This window comes from Megamonas sp., assembly GCF_986095205.1.
Genome location: NZ_CFQVBI010000053.1, coordinates 1 through 18515 on the forward strand (window position 1 = coordinate 1; position 18515 = coordinate 18515).

16 protein-coding genes are annotated in these 18515 nt (G+C 32.8%); 8 read left to right on the plus strand and 8 right to left on the minus strand.

Annotated features, from left to right (window positions below; genetic code table 11):
• Positions 1 to 183 precede the first annotated feature (183 nt).
• A complete protein-coding gene (locus tag AC5LAX_RS07615; protein ID WP_288909403.1) occupies positions 184 to 1338 on the plus strand; it encodes a hypothetical protein in 1155 nt (384 codons plus the stop codon).
• Positions 1339 to 1525: 187 nt separating this feature from the next.
• On the opposite strand, the gene AC5LAX_RS07620 is transcribed toward AC5LAX_RS07615, so the two are convergent.
• Positions 1526 to 2470 carry an AEC family transporter gene (locus tag AC5LAX_RS07620; RefSeq protein ID WP_022228151.1) on the minus strand — a complete coding sequence of 315 codons (945 nt, stop codon included), beginning with the start codon at positions 2468 to 2470 and terminating at the stop codon, positions 1526 to 1528.
• Positions 2471 to 2639: 169 nt separating this feature from the next.
• Here AC5LAX_RS07620 and mqnE (AC5LAX_RS07625) point away from each other — a divergent pair, with 169 nt between their 5' ends.
• The 4 genes from mqnE (AC5LAX_RS07625) to AC5LAX_RS07640 are packed head-to-tail and all read left to right on the plus strand — an operon-like array spanning position 2640 to position 6738.
• Positions 2640 to 3725 (plus strand): aminofutalosine synthase MqnE, encoded by a 1086-nt coding sequence (gene mqnE, locus AC5LAX_RS07625; RefSeq protein WP_022228150.1) that lies wholly within the window; start codon positions 2640 to 2642, stop codon positions 3723 to 3725.
• Positions 3726 to 3754: 29 nt separating this feature from the next.
• Positions 3755 to 4831: an aminofutalosine synthase MqnE gene (mqnE, locus tag AC5LAX_RS07630; RefSeq protein WP_288909402.1), complete on the plus strand. Its 1077-nt coding sequence runs from the start codon at positions 3755 to 3757 to the stop codon at positions 4829 to 4831.
• Positions 4832 to 4847: 16 nt separating this feature from the next.
• Positions 4848 to 5879: a cyclic dehypoxanthinyl futalosine synthase gene (gene mqnC, locus AC5LAX_RS07635; protein ID WP_288909401.1), complete on the plus strand. Its 1032-nt coding sequence runs from the start codon at positions 4848 to 4850 to the stop codon at positions 5877 to 5879.
• Between the two features lie 25 nt (positions 5880 to 5904).
• Entirely contained in the window at positions 5905 to 6738 is an 834-nt protein-coding gene (locus AC5LAX_RS07640) for an MTAP family purine nucleoside phosphorylase (protein WP_288909400.1), read from the plus strand.
• Positions 6739 to 6806: 68 nt separating this feature from the next.
• On the opposite strand, the gene AC5LAX_RS07645 is transcribed toward AC5LAX_RS07640, so the two are convergent.
• On the minus strand, positions 6807 to 7697 hold the full coding sequence (locus AC5LAX_RS07645) for a zinc-ribbon domain-containing protein (RefSeq protein WP_288909399.1): 891 nt from the start codon (positions 7695 to 7697) through the stop codon (positions 6807 to 6809).
• 260 nt (positions 7698 to 7957) lie between these two features.
• Here AC5LAX_RS07645 and rsmB point away from each other — a divergent pair, with 260 nt between their 5' ends.
• Genes rsmB through AC5LAX_RS07660 form a run of 3 tightly spaced genes read left to right on the plus strand, consistent with a single transcriptional unit; the run spans position 7958 to position 11156 of the window.
• A complete protein-coding gene (gene rsmB / locus AC5LAX_RS07650; RefSeq protein ID WP_270638663.1) occupies positions 7958 to 9286 on the plus strand; it encodes a 16S rRNA (cytosine(967)-C(5))-methyltransferase RsmB in 1329 nt (442 codons plus the stop codon).
• A 45-nt stretch (positions 9287 to 9331) separates the two neighbouring features.
• Complete coding sequence (gene rlmN, locus AC5LAX_RS07655; protein ID WP_091694853.1) at positions 9332 to 10369, plus strand: dual-specificity RNA methyltransferase RlmN; 1038 nt, start codon at positions 9332 to 9334, stop codon at positions 10367 to 10369.
• A gap of 22 nt (positions 10370 to 10391) precedes the next feature.
• Positions 10392 to 11156, plus strand: coding sequence for an FhaA domain-containing protein (locus AC5LAX_RS07660; RefSeq protein ID WP_115151379.1), 765 nt, complete (start codon positions 10392 to 10394; stop codon positions 11154 to 11156).
• A 61-nt stretch (positions 11157 to 11217) separates the two neighbouring features.
• On the opposite strand, the gene eno is transcribed toward AC5LAX_RS07660, so the two are convergent.
• The 6 genes from eno to tpiA all read right to left on the minus strand — a co-directional run bounded on the left by eno (position 11218) and on the right by tpiA (position 18494).
• The gene (gene eno / locus AC5LAX_RS07665) at positions 11218 to 12519 is read right to left on the minus strand and encodes a phosphopyruvate hydratase (protein WP_373244543.1); all 1302 of its coding nucleotides are present in this window, start codon (positions 12517 to 12519) and stop codon (positions 11218 to 11220) included.
• A gap of 208 nt (positions 12520 to 12727) precedes the next feature.
• On the minus strand, positions 12728 to 14146 hold the full coding sequence (gene pyk, locus AC5LAX_RS07670) for a pyruvate kinase (RefSeq protein ID WP_018999482.1): 1419 nt from the start codon (positions 14144 to 14146) through the stop codon (positions 12728 to 12730).
• 39 nt (positions 14147 to 14185) lie between these two features.
• On the minus strand, positions 14186 to 15187 hold the full coding sequence (locus tag AC5LAX_RS07675; RefSeq protein WP_008537945.1) for a GGGtGRT protein: 1002 nt from the start codon (positions 15185 to 15187) through the stop codon (positions 14186 to 14188).
• Positions 15188 to 15216: 29 nt separating this feature from the next.
• Complete coding sequence (locus AC5LAX_RS07680; protein ID WP_008537946.1) at positions 15217 to 15915, minus strand: iron-sulfur cluster assembly scaffold protein; 699 nt, start codon at positions 15913 to 15915, stop codon at positions 15217 to 15219.
• A gap of 165 nt (positions 15916 to 16080) precedes the next feature.
• Positions 16081 to 17604 carry a 2,3-bisphosphoglycerate-independent phosphoglycerate mutase gene (gene gpmI / locus AC5LAX_RS07685; protein WP_115151377.1) on the minus strand — a complete coding sequence of 508 codons (1524 nt, stop codon included), beginning with the start codon at positions 17602 to 17604 and terminating at the stop codon, positions 16081 to 16083.
• 137 nt (positions 17605 to 17741) lie between these two features.
• Positions 17742 to 18494: a triose-phosphate isomerase gene (tpiA, locus tag AC5LAX_RS07690; protein ID WP_008537948.1), complete on the minus strand. Its 753-nt coding sequence runs from the start codon at positions 18492 to 18494 to the stop codon at positions 17742 to 17744.
• Positions 18495 to 18515 lie beyond the last annotated feature (21 nt).

Genomic DNA, 18515 nt, shown 5'->3' on the forward strand with positions numbered 1-18515 from the left:
AGTAGACCAAGAAAATGTTTAAATTGGGATAATCCATTTAATTTATTTTTAAAAGAAGTGTCGCACTTGGATTGACAATTCATCACAAAAAAAGAAAAATTAGATAAAGAACAATTAACAGAACGTATACATTATTTATTTTCTGCTAAAGATCTTTATGCTAAAACAAAAGAAAAAACTATTATGCTAACTATAAATTATAATCCTAATTTTGAAGATTTATACGATACTATAGTTGAAAAATATTGTCGAAATGAACAACTACAAAAAAGACTATTAAAATATAAATCTACTATATTAGATATATTTAAACAAAAAAAACATACAAATATTCGTACACTTATTTTTGGTATCATATCTCTTGAAAAACTATATCCCATACTAACATCCATATCTTATACACCTAGAAAATATCTTAATAAAGAAATTTATAATTGTTTAAAATCTACTTTCACCTTAGCTATTAAAATAAAATCAAAACATATTAATAATCTCAATTATGACAACATTACTGACAGTCAATACATTGATAATAGTTTTATTTTTGAATTTATGCTATATCATCATCTTGACGAAAATAAAATTAAAGAAAATCTTATTTATAAAATAAAACATAAAAACTTAGCTTTTAATAAACTTCAATATTATTCGTATTTAAAATCTGATGAAGAAGTATATTTTTATTTAAAACAATTATATAATGAGTTAACGTCTTCTATATATCCTATTAAAGAATATCCTTCCATAATATCAAGATTATTAAAGTTAAAAAGTATAGGCTTTACAATAGATTTAAAAATATATCAAAATTGTATGATAGATAAAATAGATAGTGAAGAAAACATATCTTTCGATATATTAGAAAACTTTAATAAAAATGCTCGTATTTATAATATTACATCTAACACGTATATAAAAAACTTAAAAAAATCTATATTAAATAAATTAACTTATTTACCACAAGCATTTTTTTTAAATAAATGGGATAATGATATAATTACTTACTTTAAAGAACATCAACATATCTTTTATTTGTTTAAGGAATTTTTATCACTTATAAATATAGATATGATTATAAAAAAACTAATAAAAGCTGATAAAAACGAAGTATCTAATTTTAGCACAGTACTATATATTTTTTACCACATAGACAATGCCAATGAATATTTTACCAATGATTTAGATAGTATAAATTACTTATTAAATAAATTACGTAAAAATACAAGTCGTTTTTATATGTTTAATAATTCTCTTAGTTTACTAAAAAAACAAGAAATTGATTATCTTATTAATAATCTTGAATCTTATAAAAATAAATTATCTTCTTCAAAAAATTAAATCTATTTTTTTATATCCTAGTATAATATAAAATAAAATTAAATAATTATACAAAAACCTACTAACAATTTGATAATATAAAAACCCTTAGGGAATAATATTTCCTAAGGGTTTTACATCATATAGAGTTTATAATCTAAAAATATACATTATCTTAAAATGGTAACAAATTTAGATTTAGGTTCTATTATACTAAGTTCAAACATTTTAATATATAGAGCCAAAAAGTCAATGAAAACGCACTTCCAAGAGTTGTTAGCATTACTGTTCCAGCAGTCAAATTACCATCATGATTCATGCTTCTCGCCATGATATAACAGCTTACAGTTGTAGCTGAACCCAACATAATCAATGCTGCGACCAATTTACTTTCTGTAAAACCTAAATAAATAGCAAATGGCATAAATAATACTACAAATACAACTAATTTCATAACACTACAAACAATAATAGGCTTTATATTTTGACTAAATCCTTGAAACTTAAATGCTGCTCCCATAGCCATAAGCCCCATAGGTGTAGCCAAAACAGCAAGCAAAGATACAGTCTTATGTACAATCACTGGAGTTGGAATTTTCAAAAGTGACCAAATAACGCCCACTACTATACCTAATATAATCGGATTAGTAATAATACCTTTAATAGTTTTTTTCATCAAGGCAAAAGTTAAACTACTTTGACCAGGTTTTAATAAAGCCAATACAACAACCGCCATCACATTATACAAAGGCACCGTACCTATTATCATCAAAGAAGCCATACCATAATCACCATAAATATTTTGTACAAAAGCCATACCGATTATAGCAGCACTACTGCGATATGCAGCCTGTACAAATTCACCTTGAGAAACATTTTTTCTAAAAGGTATAGAAATAAAAAAAGAAATCAATATACTAAGCAAAGTTGCCCCAAAACAGTATAAAACATATGTAGTATCCCAAGCTTCATAAAAATTAGCGGAGCCAATATCTTCAAATAATAATGCAGGCAAAGCCACCACAAATACAAATTTATTCATTTTTGTAATAAAAGCTTCATCAAATAATCCTATTTTGCGAAAAATCATACCCAATACCATCATCAAAAAGACTGGTATGGTCGCATTCAAGCTAAAAATCAAATTATCCATAAAAATCCTTCCTCATCAAAATTAATAAGTATTTTTTATTATAGCACAAAATTTTATTCACTAATAATATTTATAAAACTTATTTTCCTATTCAATAATTATAGTTGATACATATATAAAAAAAGAGTAAAATCTAATAAGTGAATTTTTTAACTTAAGAGGTGTTCTCGTGATTAATACATTAGATAAAATAGAACAAAAAATTTTAAATAATGAACGTCTAACAAAAGAAGATGGTTTGGCTCTTTTCGCCTCCAATGACCTTGCTCGCATAGGTTATCTTGCAGATTTAGTGCGTAAACGTATCAGCGGAGATTACGTTTATTACAATGTAAATTGTCATTTAAATTTAACTAATATTTGCACAGCTCTTTGTGATTTTTGTGCTTTCGGTTGTGAAGCTACAGATAAAAAAGCATATGCTATGACTATGGAGCAAATTTATAATAAAGTAGCCAATGCTTGCAAAGATCCAAATATGAAAAATCTGCATATCGTAAGTGGATTACATCCTGATTGGCCATTTTCTTATTATGTAGACATCATTAAAATGCTCAAAAAAGAATTTCCTCAACTTCATTTAAAAGGTTTTACTGGCGTGGAAATCACTCATTTTGCTAAGATTTCTGGAAAATCCATTCGTGAAGTATTACAAGAATTAAAAGATGCAGGTATTGAAGCTATGCCAGGTGGTGGAGCTGAAATTTTAAATGACCGAATTCGTCAGAAACTCTGCCCTAATAAAGCTACAGCTCAAGAATGGTTAGAAGTTTCTCGCACTGCTCATCAGCTCGGTATCAAGACAAACGCTTCCATGCTCTATGGTCATATTGAAACTATTGAAGAACGTGTTGACCATTTAATCACACTTCGCAATCTTCAAGATGAAACAGGTGGCATTCAGACATTTATTTGCTTCCCATTCCACCCTGCTAATACAAAATTAGGTAAAACTGTTCATCGCACTAATGTTTGGGACGATTTAAAAACTATGGCTATCTGTAGATTAATGCTTGATAACATTCATAATATCAAAGCATATTGGGTAATGCTCACTTTACCTATCGCTCAATTAGCTTTAGGCTTTGGTGCAAATGATGTGGACGGCACTATCAGCGAAGAAAAAATCATGCACGATGCCGGCGCAAATTCACCAAAAGCACTCACTCGTGATAATCTAATCAATTTAATCAAACAAACAGGCAGAATACCTGCTGAATGTGATTGCAATTTCAATATAATCAGAACATATTAAGCTAATTATTTTGTAAAGGATTTTTATTTATGAATATCAATCAACAAGCTATAACAAAAGCTCAAAATGGAGAGCGTTTATCTTTTGATGAAGCACTATATCTATACAAACACGCTGATATTTTAGACTTAGCTACATGGGCAAGAAAAGCCAAAGAACGTCATAGCCAAAAAGAAGTCTATTATAATATCAACCGCCATATAAATTTATCTAACATTTGCACTGCTAATTGTCCTCTATGTGCTTTTTCTTGCGAAGCTGGCGATAAACGAGGTTTTGTCTTAACTAAAGAAGATGTTGAAGCTAAAATCAAAGACACCATCGCTCATGTCAAAGGACTAACAGAAATACACATTGTAAGCTCTCTCCATCCTACTAATGATTTTAATTACTATATAGAAATCATTAAATCCATAAAAAAACTTTTGCCTAACGTGCATATTCAAGCTTTCACACCTGTGGAAATAGTTCATTTTGCCAAGATTTCTCAAAAAAGTATTTACGAAGTCTTAACTATTTTACAACAAGCAGGTCTTGATTCTCTTCCAGGTGGTGGAGCAGAAATTTTAGATGATGAAATCCGTGCTAAAATCTGCCCAAACAAAGCCAATACACAAGAATGGATTGAAACTATAAAAACAGCTCATAAACTCGGTATGAAAACTAATGCTTCTGAACTTTATGGTCATATTGAAACTATAGAACAAAGACTACAGCATTTATTCACACTTAGAGAAATTCAAGATGAAACACATGGTTTCCAAGCATTTATTTCATTCCCATTTCATCCGCAAAATACTCAATTAGACAATATAAAACCTATTACATCTTATGAAAGCTTGCGTTTTATCGCTATTTCTCGACTTGTATTGGATAACATTCCTCATATTAAAGCCTTTTGGATGATGCTCACCTTGCCTATCGCTCAATTAGCCCTTGCTTTTGGTGCTGATGATTTAGATGGTACAGTTGAAGAAGAACAAATCATTCATGCTGCTGGCGCTAAAACAGGTCAAAAAATGACTACTGCACAATTGCAAAAAATCATCACCGAAACAGGCTATACACCTGTTCAACGTGATTCTTTATATCGAAAAATAAAATAAATTAGAGGTATGATTAATGAACAGACTTTCTGATAAAGAAGCTATTGACCTTTTAAAACATGGTGATATTTTAGAATTAGGTCAACAAGCAAATAAAATCCGCCAAGAAAAACATCCTGGCAACACTGTTACCTTCATTGTAGACCGCAATATTAACTACACTAATGTTTGCCTCAATGAATGTCGTTTCTGTGCTTTTTTCCGTCGCGAAAATCACAAAGACGCTTATTTATTGCCCATAGAAACTATTTTACAAAAAGTAAAAGAAACTCAAGAAGCTGGTGGTACTCAAATCATGTTACAAGGAGGACTACACCCTTCTTTACCTTTTGAATATTACTTAAATATGATTAATACCATTAAAACAGCCTTTCCTGATATTGTAATCCATTCTTTTTCTCCAGCAGAAATACTTCATTTTTCCAAGATAGCTAATAAATCTATCAAAGAAACTCTACAAGATTTACGTTCTGCTGGTCTTGCTTCACTTCCAGGTGGTGGAGCTGAAATCTTAGTTGACCGTGTACGTAAAATTGTAAGCCCTAAAAAAATCATGACAAATGATTGGCTAAAAGTAATGGAAACTGCCCATTCTATCGGCATGGAAAGTACAGCTACTATGGTTTTAGGACTCGGCGAAACTATTGAAGAACGCATTGAACATATGCGACGTGTTCGCGACCTTCAAGATAAAACAGGTGGTTTTAGAGCTTTCATCATGTGGACTTTCCAACCTGGAAATACTCAATTAGGTGGCAATAAATTATCCTCATGGGAATATCTAAAAACTCTAGCCGTATCTAGACTCTATTTTGATAATATCTCTCATATTCAAGGTTCTTGGGTTACACAAGGTCAACAAATTGGACAAATAACATTAGCCTTTGGTGCTGATGATTTAGGTAGTATCATGCTTGAAGAAAATGTCGTTCGTGCAGCTGGTACTGCTTATCAAATGTCCATCGATAAAATGGTAAATACAATCGAAAAAGCTGATTTTAAAGCAGCTCAACGTGATACAGAATATAATATCATTCGTCGATTTTAATAAAATTTAATTAAGGAGATTTTTTATGAATACACAAAACATTCCTCAAGCCGATTTTGCAATTATCGGCGGTTCTGGCACATTATCCAGCAATTTTCCATTAGGTGCTAAATGTGATGATGTAAAAATCATTCAAGACCGCATGGTTTTTGATACACCTTATGGCAAAACTACTGAACTTCGCTTATTTGAAATAGCAGGTACACGTGTTTTAACCTGCAAAATGCATGGTTGGAGAAGTGGCGTCAATCGTGCTGATGCTTCCCGCCAATTATTCTGGACTTTCCGCGAAGCTGGTGTAAAACGCATTTTCTCTGAAGGTGGCGTAGGTACTATCAATAAATTATTAGACACTAGAGATTTTCTCATTCCTGATGATTATCTTGATATGTCCGTTCGCAAAGATGTTGGGCTTGAAGGCAAATATTTACTTGTTATGCGTGATGCACTTTGCCCTCAAATGCGTGAAGAATTAATCAAAAATACACGTAAACATTTCAGCGGTAGAATTTTTACACGTGGCACTTATGCTAATACAGACGGTCGCCATTTTGAAAGCCCTGCAGAAATTGCTATGTTAAATGGTCATGCAGATATTGTAGGTCAATCCATCTGCCCTGAAGTATATCTCGCTCGTGAAATCGGAGCTTGTTATTCTGGTCTTTATTATGTAGTAAATTATGGCGAAGGTATCAAACCATGGTCTCATCAAGTATTAGAAGATATCTTCTATGATGATGCACCTATGATCAGCAAAATTCTTTTAGATACAATCCGTTCTTTAGCCCAGCAAGATAGAAATTGCGAATGCTTATCTTTACGCAAAGAAACTTTATTAAAAGGCATTTATGATGATTAAAATATAAAAATAAGACGTATACATTTATTTGTATACGTCTTTTCTATTGTTTTTACTATTTACTTTTATTAATACATTCTAAAAGTCTGTTTATTATTATCCCAATCTACTTTTACATAACAATCATCGACTTTTTTACCTTCTGCCATAGATTTTCCTTCAGGAACTTCTAAATGAAAACAATTGATGATGAGTTTTCCATTTACAATTTTATTGTTCATATTATAATACTTATCTGGATTTATACCAAAACTCTTTAGATTATCCATGGAAATAAATACAGTCCATTCGCCATCTTTTTTGCCTACTAGCCAATAGCCTTCTAATTTTGCATGAGCTCCTGCTGTACATATTACTTCATAGAAAAGTTTATCGGAATTTGCCAATTTTATCTCTTTAATACTTAAATCTGGTACATCCCTATTTGTATAAAAGTTCATTAAAACTTGATTTTTATCATCTAGCATAACCGAACAATTATTACCTACATTTTTAAAAAATATTTTACTGCTAGGGAAATATGCTACTTCCTTATCGCCTAATATAAATTTATCATTTTGAGTATATTCTAAATTAACAATATCCTCTACTGGTTGTTTAACATCTTCTTTAACTGCATTATTTTTATCTTCACTTGCAGTATTTTCTTCATTTTTCGTTGCCGTCACATTTTGCTCAACTTGTTTCGTGTCTTTATGAGCAAAATAACTATACGCACCAAAAGAAACTAATCCTAGTAATAAAATTACAGCGATAAAAATACCTATATATTTATATTTCGTATAACTTTTTTGGGCATCTACATTTTGACTGACATTATCGCTTATTGTTTTTTCGCTTTGCTTCATTTGCTCATTATTATCTTGGCTATCTTGCTTAATTTGATTTCCACATTTAGAACAAAATTTTTCATTATCATTTATCTGATTACCACAATTAGGACAAAAAATAATAATCATCTCCCTTTGTTACACTTACTATGATAAAGTATAACAAAATAGATGAAAATTAACAGAAACATATAGGAAAGTTAATCTTTTCTTGTAAATTAAATTAGATATCATCTTATTTTTACTTTATTTCTTACATAACTTGCATAGCTTCTACCTATATTATATAATAAATTTGTAACCAAGATTATATATTAATATAAATACGTATTCTCAAGGGGCGCTTTTCTTAGCGTCTTTTTTAGTTTACTAAATGCAAAGGAGATTTTATGAACGCTCGTGAAGTTGCTTTAAATATTTTAAATGAAGTATATACTCAACAAGCTTATGCTAATATATCCCTATCACGCCATTTGCAAAAAAATCAATTATCCGACCAAGACCGCCGTTTCATCACTGAATTGGTTTATGGTACGGTAAAAGCAGGCGATACTCTACTTTGGATTTTAAAAAAATTTGTAAATAGACCTTTAAATAAAATTGAACCAACAATTATTAATATATTGCGATTAGGTATTTATCAAATTGTATTCATGGACAAAATTCCTGAATCAGCAGCTTGCAATGAAGCTGTAAATCTTGCTAAAAAATATTCTAATCAAGGTTCTGCAAAATTTGTAAATGGTGTCTTGCGTAACTTAATCCGCCAACCAGAAAAATACGCTATGCCTACAGGCAATAAAGCTAGTGAATTAGCTATTAGAGAACAACATCCTCTTTGGCTAGTAAAAAAATTCATTCATACTTTTGGTAGTGAAGCTGCTATCAAGCTTTGTCAATTCAATAATACTAATGCCCCACTTGTATTGCGTACCAATACTTTGAAAACAACACGACAAGAATTAATTACTGAACTTATTAATGCAGGTTGTGAAGTTATTCCTTCGAAATTAGCACCAGAAGGAATTATTTGCAAAACGCATACTTCATTAAATCAACTAGCACCATTACAAAATGGTTTTGCCCAAGTGCAAGATGAAAGCTCTATGCTTGTAGCTCATGTAGTTGATCCTAAACCTAATGAATTCATCATTGATACATGTAGTGCCCCTGGTGGTAAAACTACACATATGGCTACTTTGATGCAAAATAAAGGAAAAATCATAGCTTGTGATATCTATGAACATAAATTAAAACTAATTCAAGATAATGCTAATAGATTAGGTATCAACATCATTGAGCCTAAATTATTAGATGCTCGTGAAATCGGCAACCACTATAAAAACCAAGCAGATAAAGTATTAGTTGATGCACCATGTTCTGGAATGGGCGTACTTCGCCGTAAACCTGACTCTCGCTGGAACAAAACAGAGGAAATCTTTGAAGAATTACCACCTCTTCAATTAGCTATTTTAGAATCAGCTGCCCTTGCTGTAAAACCTCAAGGCGTTTTAGTCTACAGTACTTGTACAATCATGCCCCAAGAAAATATAGAAATTATTAATCAATTTTTAGCTAAACATCCAGAATTTGTTTTAGAAGATATCCGTAAATATTTACCATTTAAAACAAAAAGCAAAGAAAAAACATTACAATTAATGCCATATAAAGATAATACAGATGGCTTCTTTATCGCTCGTATGTACAAAAAAGTATAAAAATCTTAAATTATTATTTATATTTATTTTAGAAGGGAATTTATAATGACCAATATTTTTGGCTTAAATTTAACTGAACTTACTTCACTAATCACAGATTTAAACCTACCAAAATTTAGAGCAAAACAAATTATTGAGTGGCTCTATCAAAAACATGCTACATCTTTTGATGAAATGACCAATCTTTCTAAAGATTTACGTGAAAAATTGGCGCAAGAATTTACTATTGAACGTGCAAAATCTTGTGATAGACTAGACTCTAGTGATGGCAAAACAACTAAATTTTTATTAGAATTTGGCGATGGTATCGGTGTAGAAACAGTTTTAATGCGTCAACCTTATGGCAATAGCATCTGTGTTTCTTCTCAAGCAGGTTGTAATATGGGCTGTAGCTTCTGTGCTTCTACGCTTCACGGCATGGCTAGAAACTTATCCACAGGCGAAATTTTAGCTCAAGCAATGTTTATTCAAGAATTATTAAATCAAACAGGCGAACAAATCAATAATATAGTAATCATGGGTTCTGGTGAGCCTATGCTCAACTATGATAATGTATTAAACTTCATTCGTTTAGTACATGAGCCTTATTGCTTAAATTTAGGTTATCGTAATATCACAATTTCCACATCTGGTATCGTGCCTGGAATAAATAAATTAGCTCAAGAAAATCTACCTATCACCTTATCAATTTCCTTACATGCACCGAATAATGAATTGCGCACAGAGCTAATGCCTATAAATAAACGCTATCCTATCGAAGAAGTCATTAAAGCTGCTGTAAATTATGCTAATACTACTAAAAGACGCATAACTTATGAATATATCTTAATTGATAAATACAATGATAACATGACTGAAGCAGTAGAATTATGTAAACTCTTAAAAAATCAATTAGCTAATGTAAACTTAATCCCTATCAATCCAGTCAAAGAACGTAATTACAATCGTCCTTCTTTAGCTAGAATAAAAGCTTTCGCTAAGTATTTAAACGACCATCATCTCACAGCTACCATTCGTCAAGAAATGGGAACAGATATTCAAGCAGCATGTGGTCAATTGCGTAATAAACATTTAGCAAAATAAAAACTCTAGGAGTTGAATTTTTATGTTTTTTTCACGTATGGAAAATTTTCTTGAAAAAAATATTGAAGGTTTTTTTAATCGTAAATTCTCAAGTAATCTACAAATGGCAGAAATAGAAAAAATTATTGACCGTATTTTAATCCGTCAGAAAAAACGCGTAAATCGTGCTATTTTTGTTCCTGATAAATTTACAATTACTATGAGTGATGAAGATTTTAACCAATTAAATAATATAGAAACACAAAATCATTTAAAATTATTTCTTTATAAATCTGTCATTCAAAAAGATTATTTTATGGAAACATTACCAACTATCCATATTCTAAAATCTCCTAAATTTAAATTAGGCGTTTGTGAAATAACGGCTAAATTTAATAGTGATAAAACTTCTGATACAGACAATGATAATGTAAATGATTTAGAACAAGGTACAATTATTGTCCCTAACCTTGATATAAAAGAAATAACTAATCCTTCACATAAACAACAAGCTTTAAATTTTGCTTCTTTAACTATTATTGAAGGACCAGATAAAGACTCTTATTTAGCTTTTGGTTGTAATCAAATTCATCTTGGCAGACGTGATAAAAATGAATTTCTTTTAACTGATGTAAATGTATCTAGACTTCATGCCTATATTACCTTTGAACATGGTAGACACATTCTTCGTGATGCTAATAGTTTAAATGGCACATCTGTTAATGATAGACCTATAACTAATTTCTGTTTATGCCCTGGAGATATTATTCAAATAGGAAATACTCGCATTGTTTATGACCTTATTTGATAGATTATTTAAATACAAAAAGAAGTGGTATTTATATGTACCACTTCTTTTTTTATCAATATTAATGTTTTTGATTAAATGCATCAAATCCTGGATATACAGCAGATTGTTTTAAATCCTCTTCAATTCTCAATAATTGATTGTATTTTGCTACGCGTTCACTTCGACTTGGTGCTCCAGTTTTAATCTGACAAGTATTTAAAGCCACTGCTAAATCAGCTATAGTAGTATCTTCTGTTTCACCAGAACGATGAGAAGTAACAGCAGTATAACCAGCTTTATGAGCCATTTTAATAGCTTCTAAAGTTTCAGAAATAGAACCAATTTGATTTAACTTAATCAAAATAGAATTTCCTGCGCCTTCTTTTATACCACGAGATAATCTTTCTGTATTAGTTACAAATAAATCATCACCTACAAGCTGAACTTTATCGCCAATAGCCTCTGTTAATTTCTTCCAACCTTCCCAATCTTCTTCATCAAGACCATCTTCTAAAGAAACAATTGGATATTTTTCCACTAACATTTTCCAATGAGCAATTAATTCATCAGTAGTAAATTTTTTACCAGATTTAGGCAAGATATACTCTCCTATTTTACTACCTTTCCATTCACTAGCAGCTGCATCAATAGCAATCATAAAATCTTTACCAGGTTCATATCCTGCTATTTTTACTGCTTCTAAAATTACTTCAATAGTCTCCTCATCACTAGAAAGATTTGGAGCAAATCCACCTTCATCACCAACAGATGTTGCTAAGTTTCTATCCTTCAATAATTTTTGTAAAGCATGGAAAACTTCACTACACCAACGAAGTGCTTCTCTAAAGCTTGGAGCACCTGCTGGCATAATCATGAACTCTTGAATATCTACTGTATTAGTTGCATGTGCGCCACCATTTAAGATATTCATCATTGGTACAGGTAATCTATTACCATTAATACCACCAAAATAGCGATAAAGTGGAATACCTAAAGATTTACTAGCAGCTTGTGCACTAGCTATTGATACTGCTAAAATAGCATTTGCGCCTAAATTTGATTTATCTTTTGTACCATCAGCTTCTATCATAGCATTATCCACAGCATAAATATCAGAAGCATCTTTTCCTACTAAAGCATTATTAATGATAGTATTGATATTTTCTACAGCATTTAAAACACCTTTTCCATTATAACGTGTTTTATCTCCATCACGAAGTTCTAAAGCCTCAAATACGCCTGTAGATGCACCACTAGGAGCACAACCTCTGCCAACTGTTCCATCTGCTAAAATTACTTCAGCTTCTACAGTTGGATTTCCTCTAGAATCAATAATTTCTCTACCAATTACTTTTTCGATTTTTAATTTATTAAATATCATTTAAATATCTCCTTTGATAATATTTTAAGTAAATGATTTTTATTCTCAATACATTACATTTATATATTATCATAATTGAGATAGATTATCAATATTTATTATAAATAAAAATCAACTTAATAATTAATAAAAAAAATAACCTTAGAGCATTTTTGCCCTAAGGTTATTTTAATCATTAACACATGTGTTTAAAATCTACTAAATCCGATTAGATAGTATGAACACGGATTGTGCTTGTGTTACCTTCACCGAATTTCATACCAGAAGTGATGATTGTTTTATCACCCTGTTTTACAATGCCCTGACGAACAGATGCAGCAGTAGCTGTTGCGATCATTTCATCAACATCGTCCCAAGCTTTACCTTCTACTGGAACAACGCCCCAACGAAGATTTAAGTGACGAGCTACACGATCATTTGGAGTATAAGCGATGATTGTAGCTTTTGGACGATATTTGGATACAACTTTAGAAGTGTAACCGCTTTCAGTTGGAGTGATGATAGCTTGTGCACTAAGTTCATAAGCCATCTGTACTGTAGCATGAGCGATAACATCAGTTGTAGAAACATTGTGATGAGTGAAACCTTTGGATACGAAGATTTCTTTGTATTCAAGAGCTTGTTCTACACGTTTAGCAATAACGTTCATTGTAGAAACAGCTTCTAATGGATAATCACCATTAGCGGATTCACCAGAAAGCATGATAGCATCTGCACCATCAAAGATAGCGTTAGCAACGTCAGAAGCTTCTGCACGAGTTGGACGTGGGTTAGAAGTCATAGTTTCAAGCATCTGAGTAGCTACGATAACTGGTTTACCAAGTTTGTTACATTTTTTGATGATATCTTTCTGAATAAGTGGAACTTCTTCAGCTGGCATTTCAACACCAAGATCACCACGAGCAACCATGATAGCGTCGGAAGCAGCAATGATAGCATCAATATTTTTAACAGCTTCAACACATTCGATTTTGGAAATGATTTCCATGTGTCCACCATGTTCTTTAATAAGAGCACGGATAGCTTCAACGTCTTCAGCACGTTGGATGAAGGAAGCTGCTACGAAATCCATATCATGTTCAATACCGAAAATGATATCATTTCTATCTTGTTCAGAAATAGCAGGAAGACCGAGGGATACACCAGGAGCAGCAGCACGTTTACGAGTGCTCATAGGACCATCATTTAAAATTGTGCAAACGATGTCTTTACCTACGATTTCGTCAACATGAAGACCTACAAGACCATCAGAAAGTAATAAAGTATTACCTGGTTTAACTTCTGTGTAAAGTTTTTTGTGATTGATGGAAACATGAGTTTCGTCACCTGGAATGTCATCATTAGTTAAAGTGAATTTATTACCTTTTTTAAGGTATACTTTACCTTCAGCAAAATCGCCAAGACGCATTTCAGGTCCTTTTGTATCAAGCATTAAAGATACAGTTTTACCCATTTTTTTGGAAACTTCTTTAACTTTATTAATACGTTCTTCATGTTCTGCATAGTCACCATGAGAGAAGTTGAAACGAGCAACGTTCATGCCGTTTTCAATAACGTTTTCTAAAAGTTCAGTACCATTGTCATAGTTAGGACCCATTGTGCAAACGATTTTTGTTTTCTTTAACATTTTTAAAATCCCCACCTAAATAATAATAATAAATAAATTTTATTTGCTCATTGCTTCTTCAATAGCTACTGCTACTGCTACGCTAGCGCCTACCATAGGGTTGTTACCCATACCGATAAGACCCATCATTTCTACGTGAGCAGGAACAGAAGAAGAACCTGCAAACTGAGCATCAGAGTGCATACGACCCATAGTATCAGTCATACCATAGGAAGCAGGACCTGCTGCCATGTTATCTGGATGCAATGTTCTACCAGTACCGCCACCAGAAGCAACGGAGAAATATTTTTTACCCTTTTCGATACATTCTTTTTTGTAGCAACCAGCTACTGGATGTTGGAAACGGGTAGGATTAGTAGAGTTACCAGTGATAGAGATGTCAACATCTTCTTTGTGCATAATTGCAACGCCTTCTTGAACGCTATCTGCACCATAGCATTTGATAGCAGCACGAGGGCCGTTAGAATATGCAGTTTCATTAACTACACTAACTTCACCTGTAGCATAATCAAACTGAGTCTGAACATAAGTGAAGCCGTTGATACGAGAGATGATCTGAGCAGCATCTTTACCAAGACCATTTAAAATAACTTTTAATGGTTCTTTTCTTACTTTGTTTGCTTTTTCAGCAATTTTAATAGCACCTTCTGCAGCAGCAAAAGATTCATGACCAGCAAGGAAAGCAAAGCATTTTGCATCTTCACTTAAAAGCATGGATGCAAGATTACCATGACCTAAACCAACTTTTCTGTTTTCAGCAACAGAACCTGGAATACAGAAAGCCTGTAAACCTTCACCAATAATTTTAGCAGCTTCTACAGCTTTTGTAGTACCTTTTTTAATAGCCATAGCTGCACCTACTGTGTAAGCCCAGCAAGCATTTTCAAAGCAGATTGGCTGTGTATCTTTAACGATTTTAGCTACATCTATGCCTTTATCATCACAGATTTTTTTAGCTTCTTCTAAAGAAGAGATGCCATAGCTGTCTAAAGCTTTGTTAATTTTGTCAATACGACGTTCGTAACTTTCAAACAATGCCATTTATTTTCATTCCTTCCTATTTTCTTGTATTATTCTTTACGAGGATCTACGTATCTTGCAGCGTCAGCAAAACGTCCATAAGTACCTTTTGCTTTTTCTAAAGCTTCCTGTGCAGGAATACCTTTTTTAGTGATCATTTCCATCATTTTGCCGAGGTGAACGAATTCATAACCAATGATACGATCTTCTGCATCAAGAGCAATTCTTGTTACATAACCTTCAGCAAGTTCAAGATAACGAGGACCTTTTTCAAGTGTACCATACATAGTACCAACTTGGCTTCTTAAACCTTTACCAAGGTCTTCGAGGCCAGCACCGATAGGAAGACCACCTTCGGAGAATGCAGTCTGAGTTCTACCGTATACAATCTGGAGGAATAATTCTCTCATAGCAGTGTTAATAGCATCACAAACGAGGTCTGTGTTTAATGCTTCAAGAATAGTTTTACCAGGAAGAATTTCAGAAGCCATAGCTGCGGAATGAGTCATACCAGAGCAACCAATAGTTTCTACTAAAGCTTCTTGGATAACGCCTTCTTTAACATTAAGAGTTAGTTTACATGCACCCTGTTGAGGAGCACACCAGCCAACACCATGAGTTAAACCGCTGATATCTTTAATTTCTTTAGCCTGTACCCATTTGCCTTCTTCAGGAATTGGAGCTGGGCCATGTTTTTCAATGCCTTTTGCCACACATGTCATATTAGACACTTCTTGTGAATAGATCATCTTTGTTTCCTCTCCTTAATATATACATTTTATACACGATATACATTATATCATTATATGATATCATTATTCAAGTTTATGAAACTAAAACTTAAAATAATAATAGGTTTTCTTATTTCAATAATATAATCTTATGTTAAAACTTAATCTGCCAATAAGATAATATTAATCGATTAAAGCTTTTCCAGTCATTTCTGCTGGAACTTCAAGACCTGCTAATTTCAATAAAGTTGGAGCAATATCACATAAAGCACCATCTTTAACTTCTTTTACTTTATCAGAAACTACGATAAATGGTACAGGATTTGTAGTATGTGCTGTAAATGCTTCTTTAGTTTCTTCATCTAACATTTTTTCAGCATTACCATGGTCAGCTGTAATACATACAGTACCGCCAACTTGTTTTATTGCATCTACAAAGCGACCAACACAAGTATCTACAGTTTCTACAGCTTTTACAGCTGCTTCCATAACACCTGTATGACCAACCATATCACCATTAGCATAGTTTAAAATGATGAAATCATATTTTTTAGATAAAATAGCTTCTACAACTTTATCAGTAACTTCAATAGCACTCATTTCAGGTTGTAAATCATAAGTAGCAACTTTTGGAGAAGGTACTAAGATACGATCTTCACCTTCATAAGGCTGTTCAATACCGCCGTTAAAGAAGAAAGTTACATGTGCATATTTTTCAGTTTCTGCAATACGAAGTTGAGTGTAACCGAGTTTGCTTATATATTCACCTAAAGTATTTGTTAAAGACTCAGGTTTATAAGCAATTTCTACGTTCATACCTTTTTCATATTGAGTCATTGTTGCAAATGGAATTTTCAAATCTTCATTGCGAGCAAAGCCATCAAAAGTAGTATCCACAAAAGCATGAGTAAGTTCACGTGCTCTATCAGGACGGAAGTTAAAGAAAATAGCTCCATCATTGCTTGTCATACCTGCATAGTTGCCAACAACAACAGGAACAACAAATTCATCAGTAGTATCTTCTTCATAAGAATTTTTAATTGCAAGTTCGCTGGAAGCTTGTTTTACACCTTCGCCTAAAGCGATAGCATTATAAGCTTTCTGAACACGATCCCAACGTTTATCACGGTCCATAGCATAATAACGACCAGAAATTGTAGCTATTTTACCAACGCCAATTTCTTTTAATTTAGCTTCAAGCTCAGCTAAATAATCAGCAGCACTAGATGGTGGTACATCACGTCCATCAAGGAAAGCATGAACGAAAACGTTTTCAACGCCTTCTTGTTTTGCAAGCTGTAAGAGTGCATAAAGATGACTATTATGGCTATGAACTCCACCATCGGATAATAATCCCATTAAATGAAGCGCACCATTGTTTTTCTTAACAGCATTGATAACATCCAAAAATACAGGATTTTTGAAGAATGCACCTTCACGTATAGCTTTTGTAATACGTGTTAATTCTTGATAAACGATACGACCAGCACCAATATTTGTATGACCAACTTCGGAATTTCCCATTTGTCCATCAGGAAGACCTACTGCTTCACCAGAGCAAGCAAGTTGAGCATGAGGATATTTTGCTGTTAAACCATCAATAACAGGTGTTTTACCTACATTAACAGCATTAGTTGTGCTTTGAGCATCGCCAACTCCCCAACCATCCATAATAATTAAAGCAACAGGAGCGTTAAGTTTTGACATTATTACACTACCTCAATCTATTAATTTTAAAATAGCATAGCACACACCAGTTAAAATCATTTTATAATTTACTATGATGTGTGCTTCCTGCATTACAGGCAATCCCCATGTGCCACACGGTTCATCAATAATAAAAATTATTTAAAGTTAACAATAGCACTGAAATCAGCAGCTTTTAAAGAAGCGCCACCAACTAAAGCACCATCAACATTTGGTTTTTGCATTAAACCATCAATAGTAGCAGGTTTTACACTTCCGCCATATTGAATACGAACAGCATCGCTAGTAGCTTCATCAAACATAGCTTTAACAGTTTCACGAATGCAAGCGCAAACTTCTTCAGCTTGTTCAAATGTAGCAGTTTTACCAGTACCGATAGCCCAGATTGGTTCATAAGCAATAACAAGGCTAGCAACTTGCTGAGCAGTTAAACCTTCAAGTGCAGCTTTGATCTGACCACTAACGAAATCATTAGTTGTACCAGCTTCACGAGTTTCTAAAGTTTCACCACAGCAAATGATAGGAGTAATACCAGCAGCTAATGCAGCTTTTGCACGTTTATTTACATATTCATCAGTTTCACCAAACATTTCACGACGTTCGGAGTGACCGATTACAACATATTCAACGCCAAGTTCTGTGAGCATTTCAGCGGAAATTTCGCCAGTGAAAGCACCGCTTTTTTCCCAATGAACGTTCTGAGCACCAACATGAATGTTAGTACCTTTTACAGCTTCACAAACAGCAGCAAGAGCAGTAAATGTTGGGCATACAACGATATCTACAGCATTGTTATCTTTTACAAGTGGAGCTAATTCTTTTACAAGAGCAGTACCAGCAGCTACTGTATTGTTCATTTTCCAGTTACCAGCAATAATAGGTTTACGCATTATCAAATCAACCTCTTTATA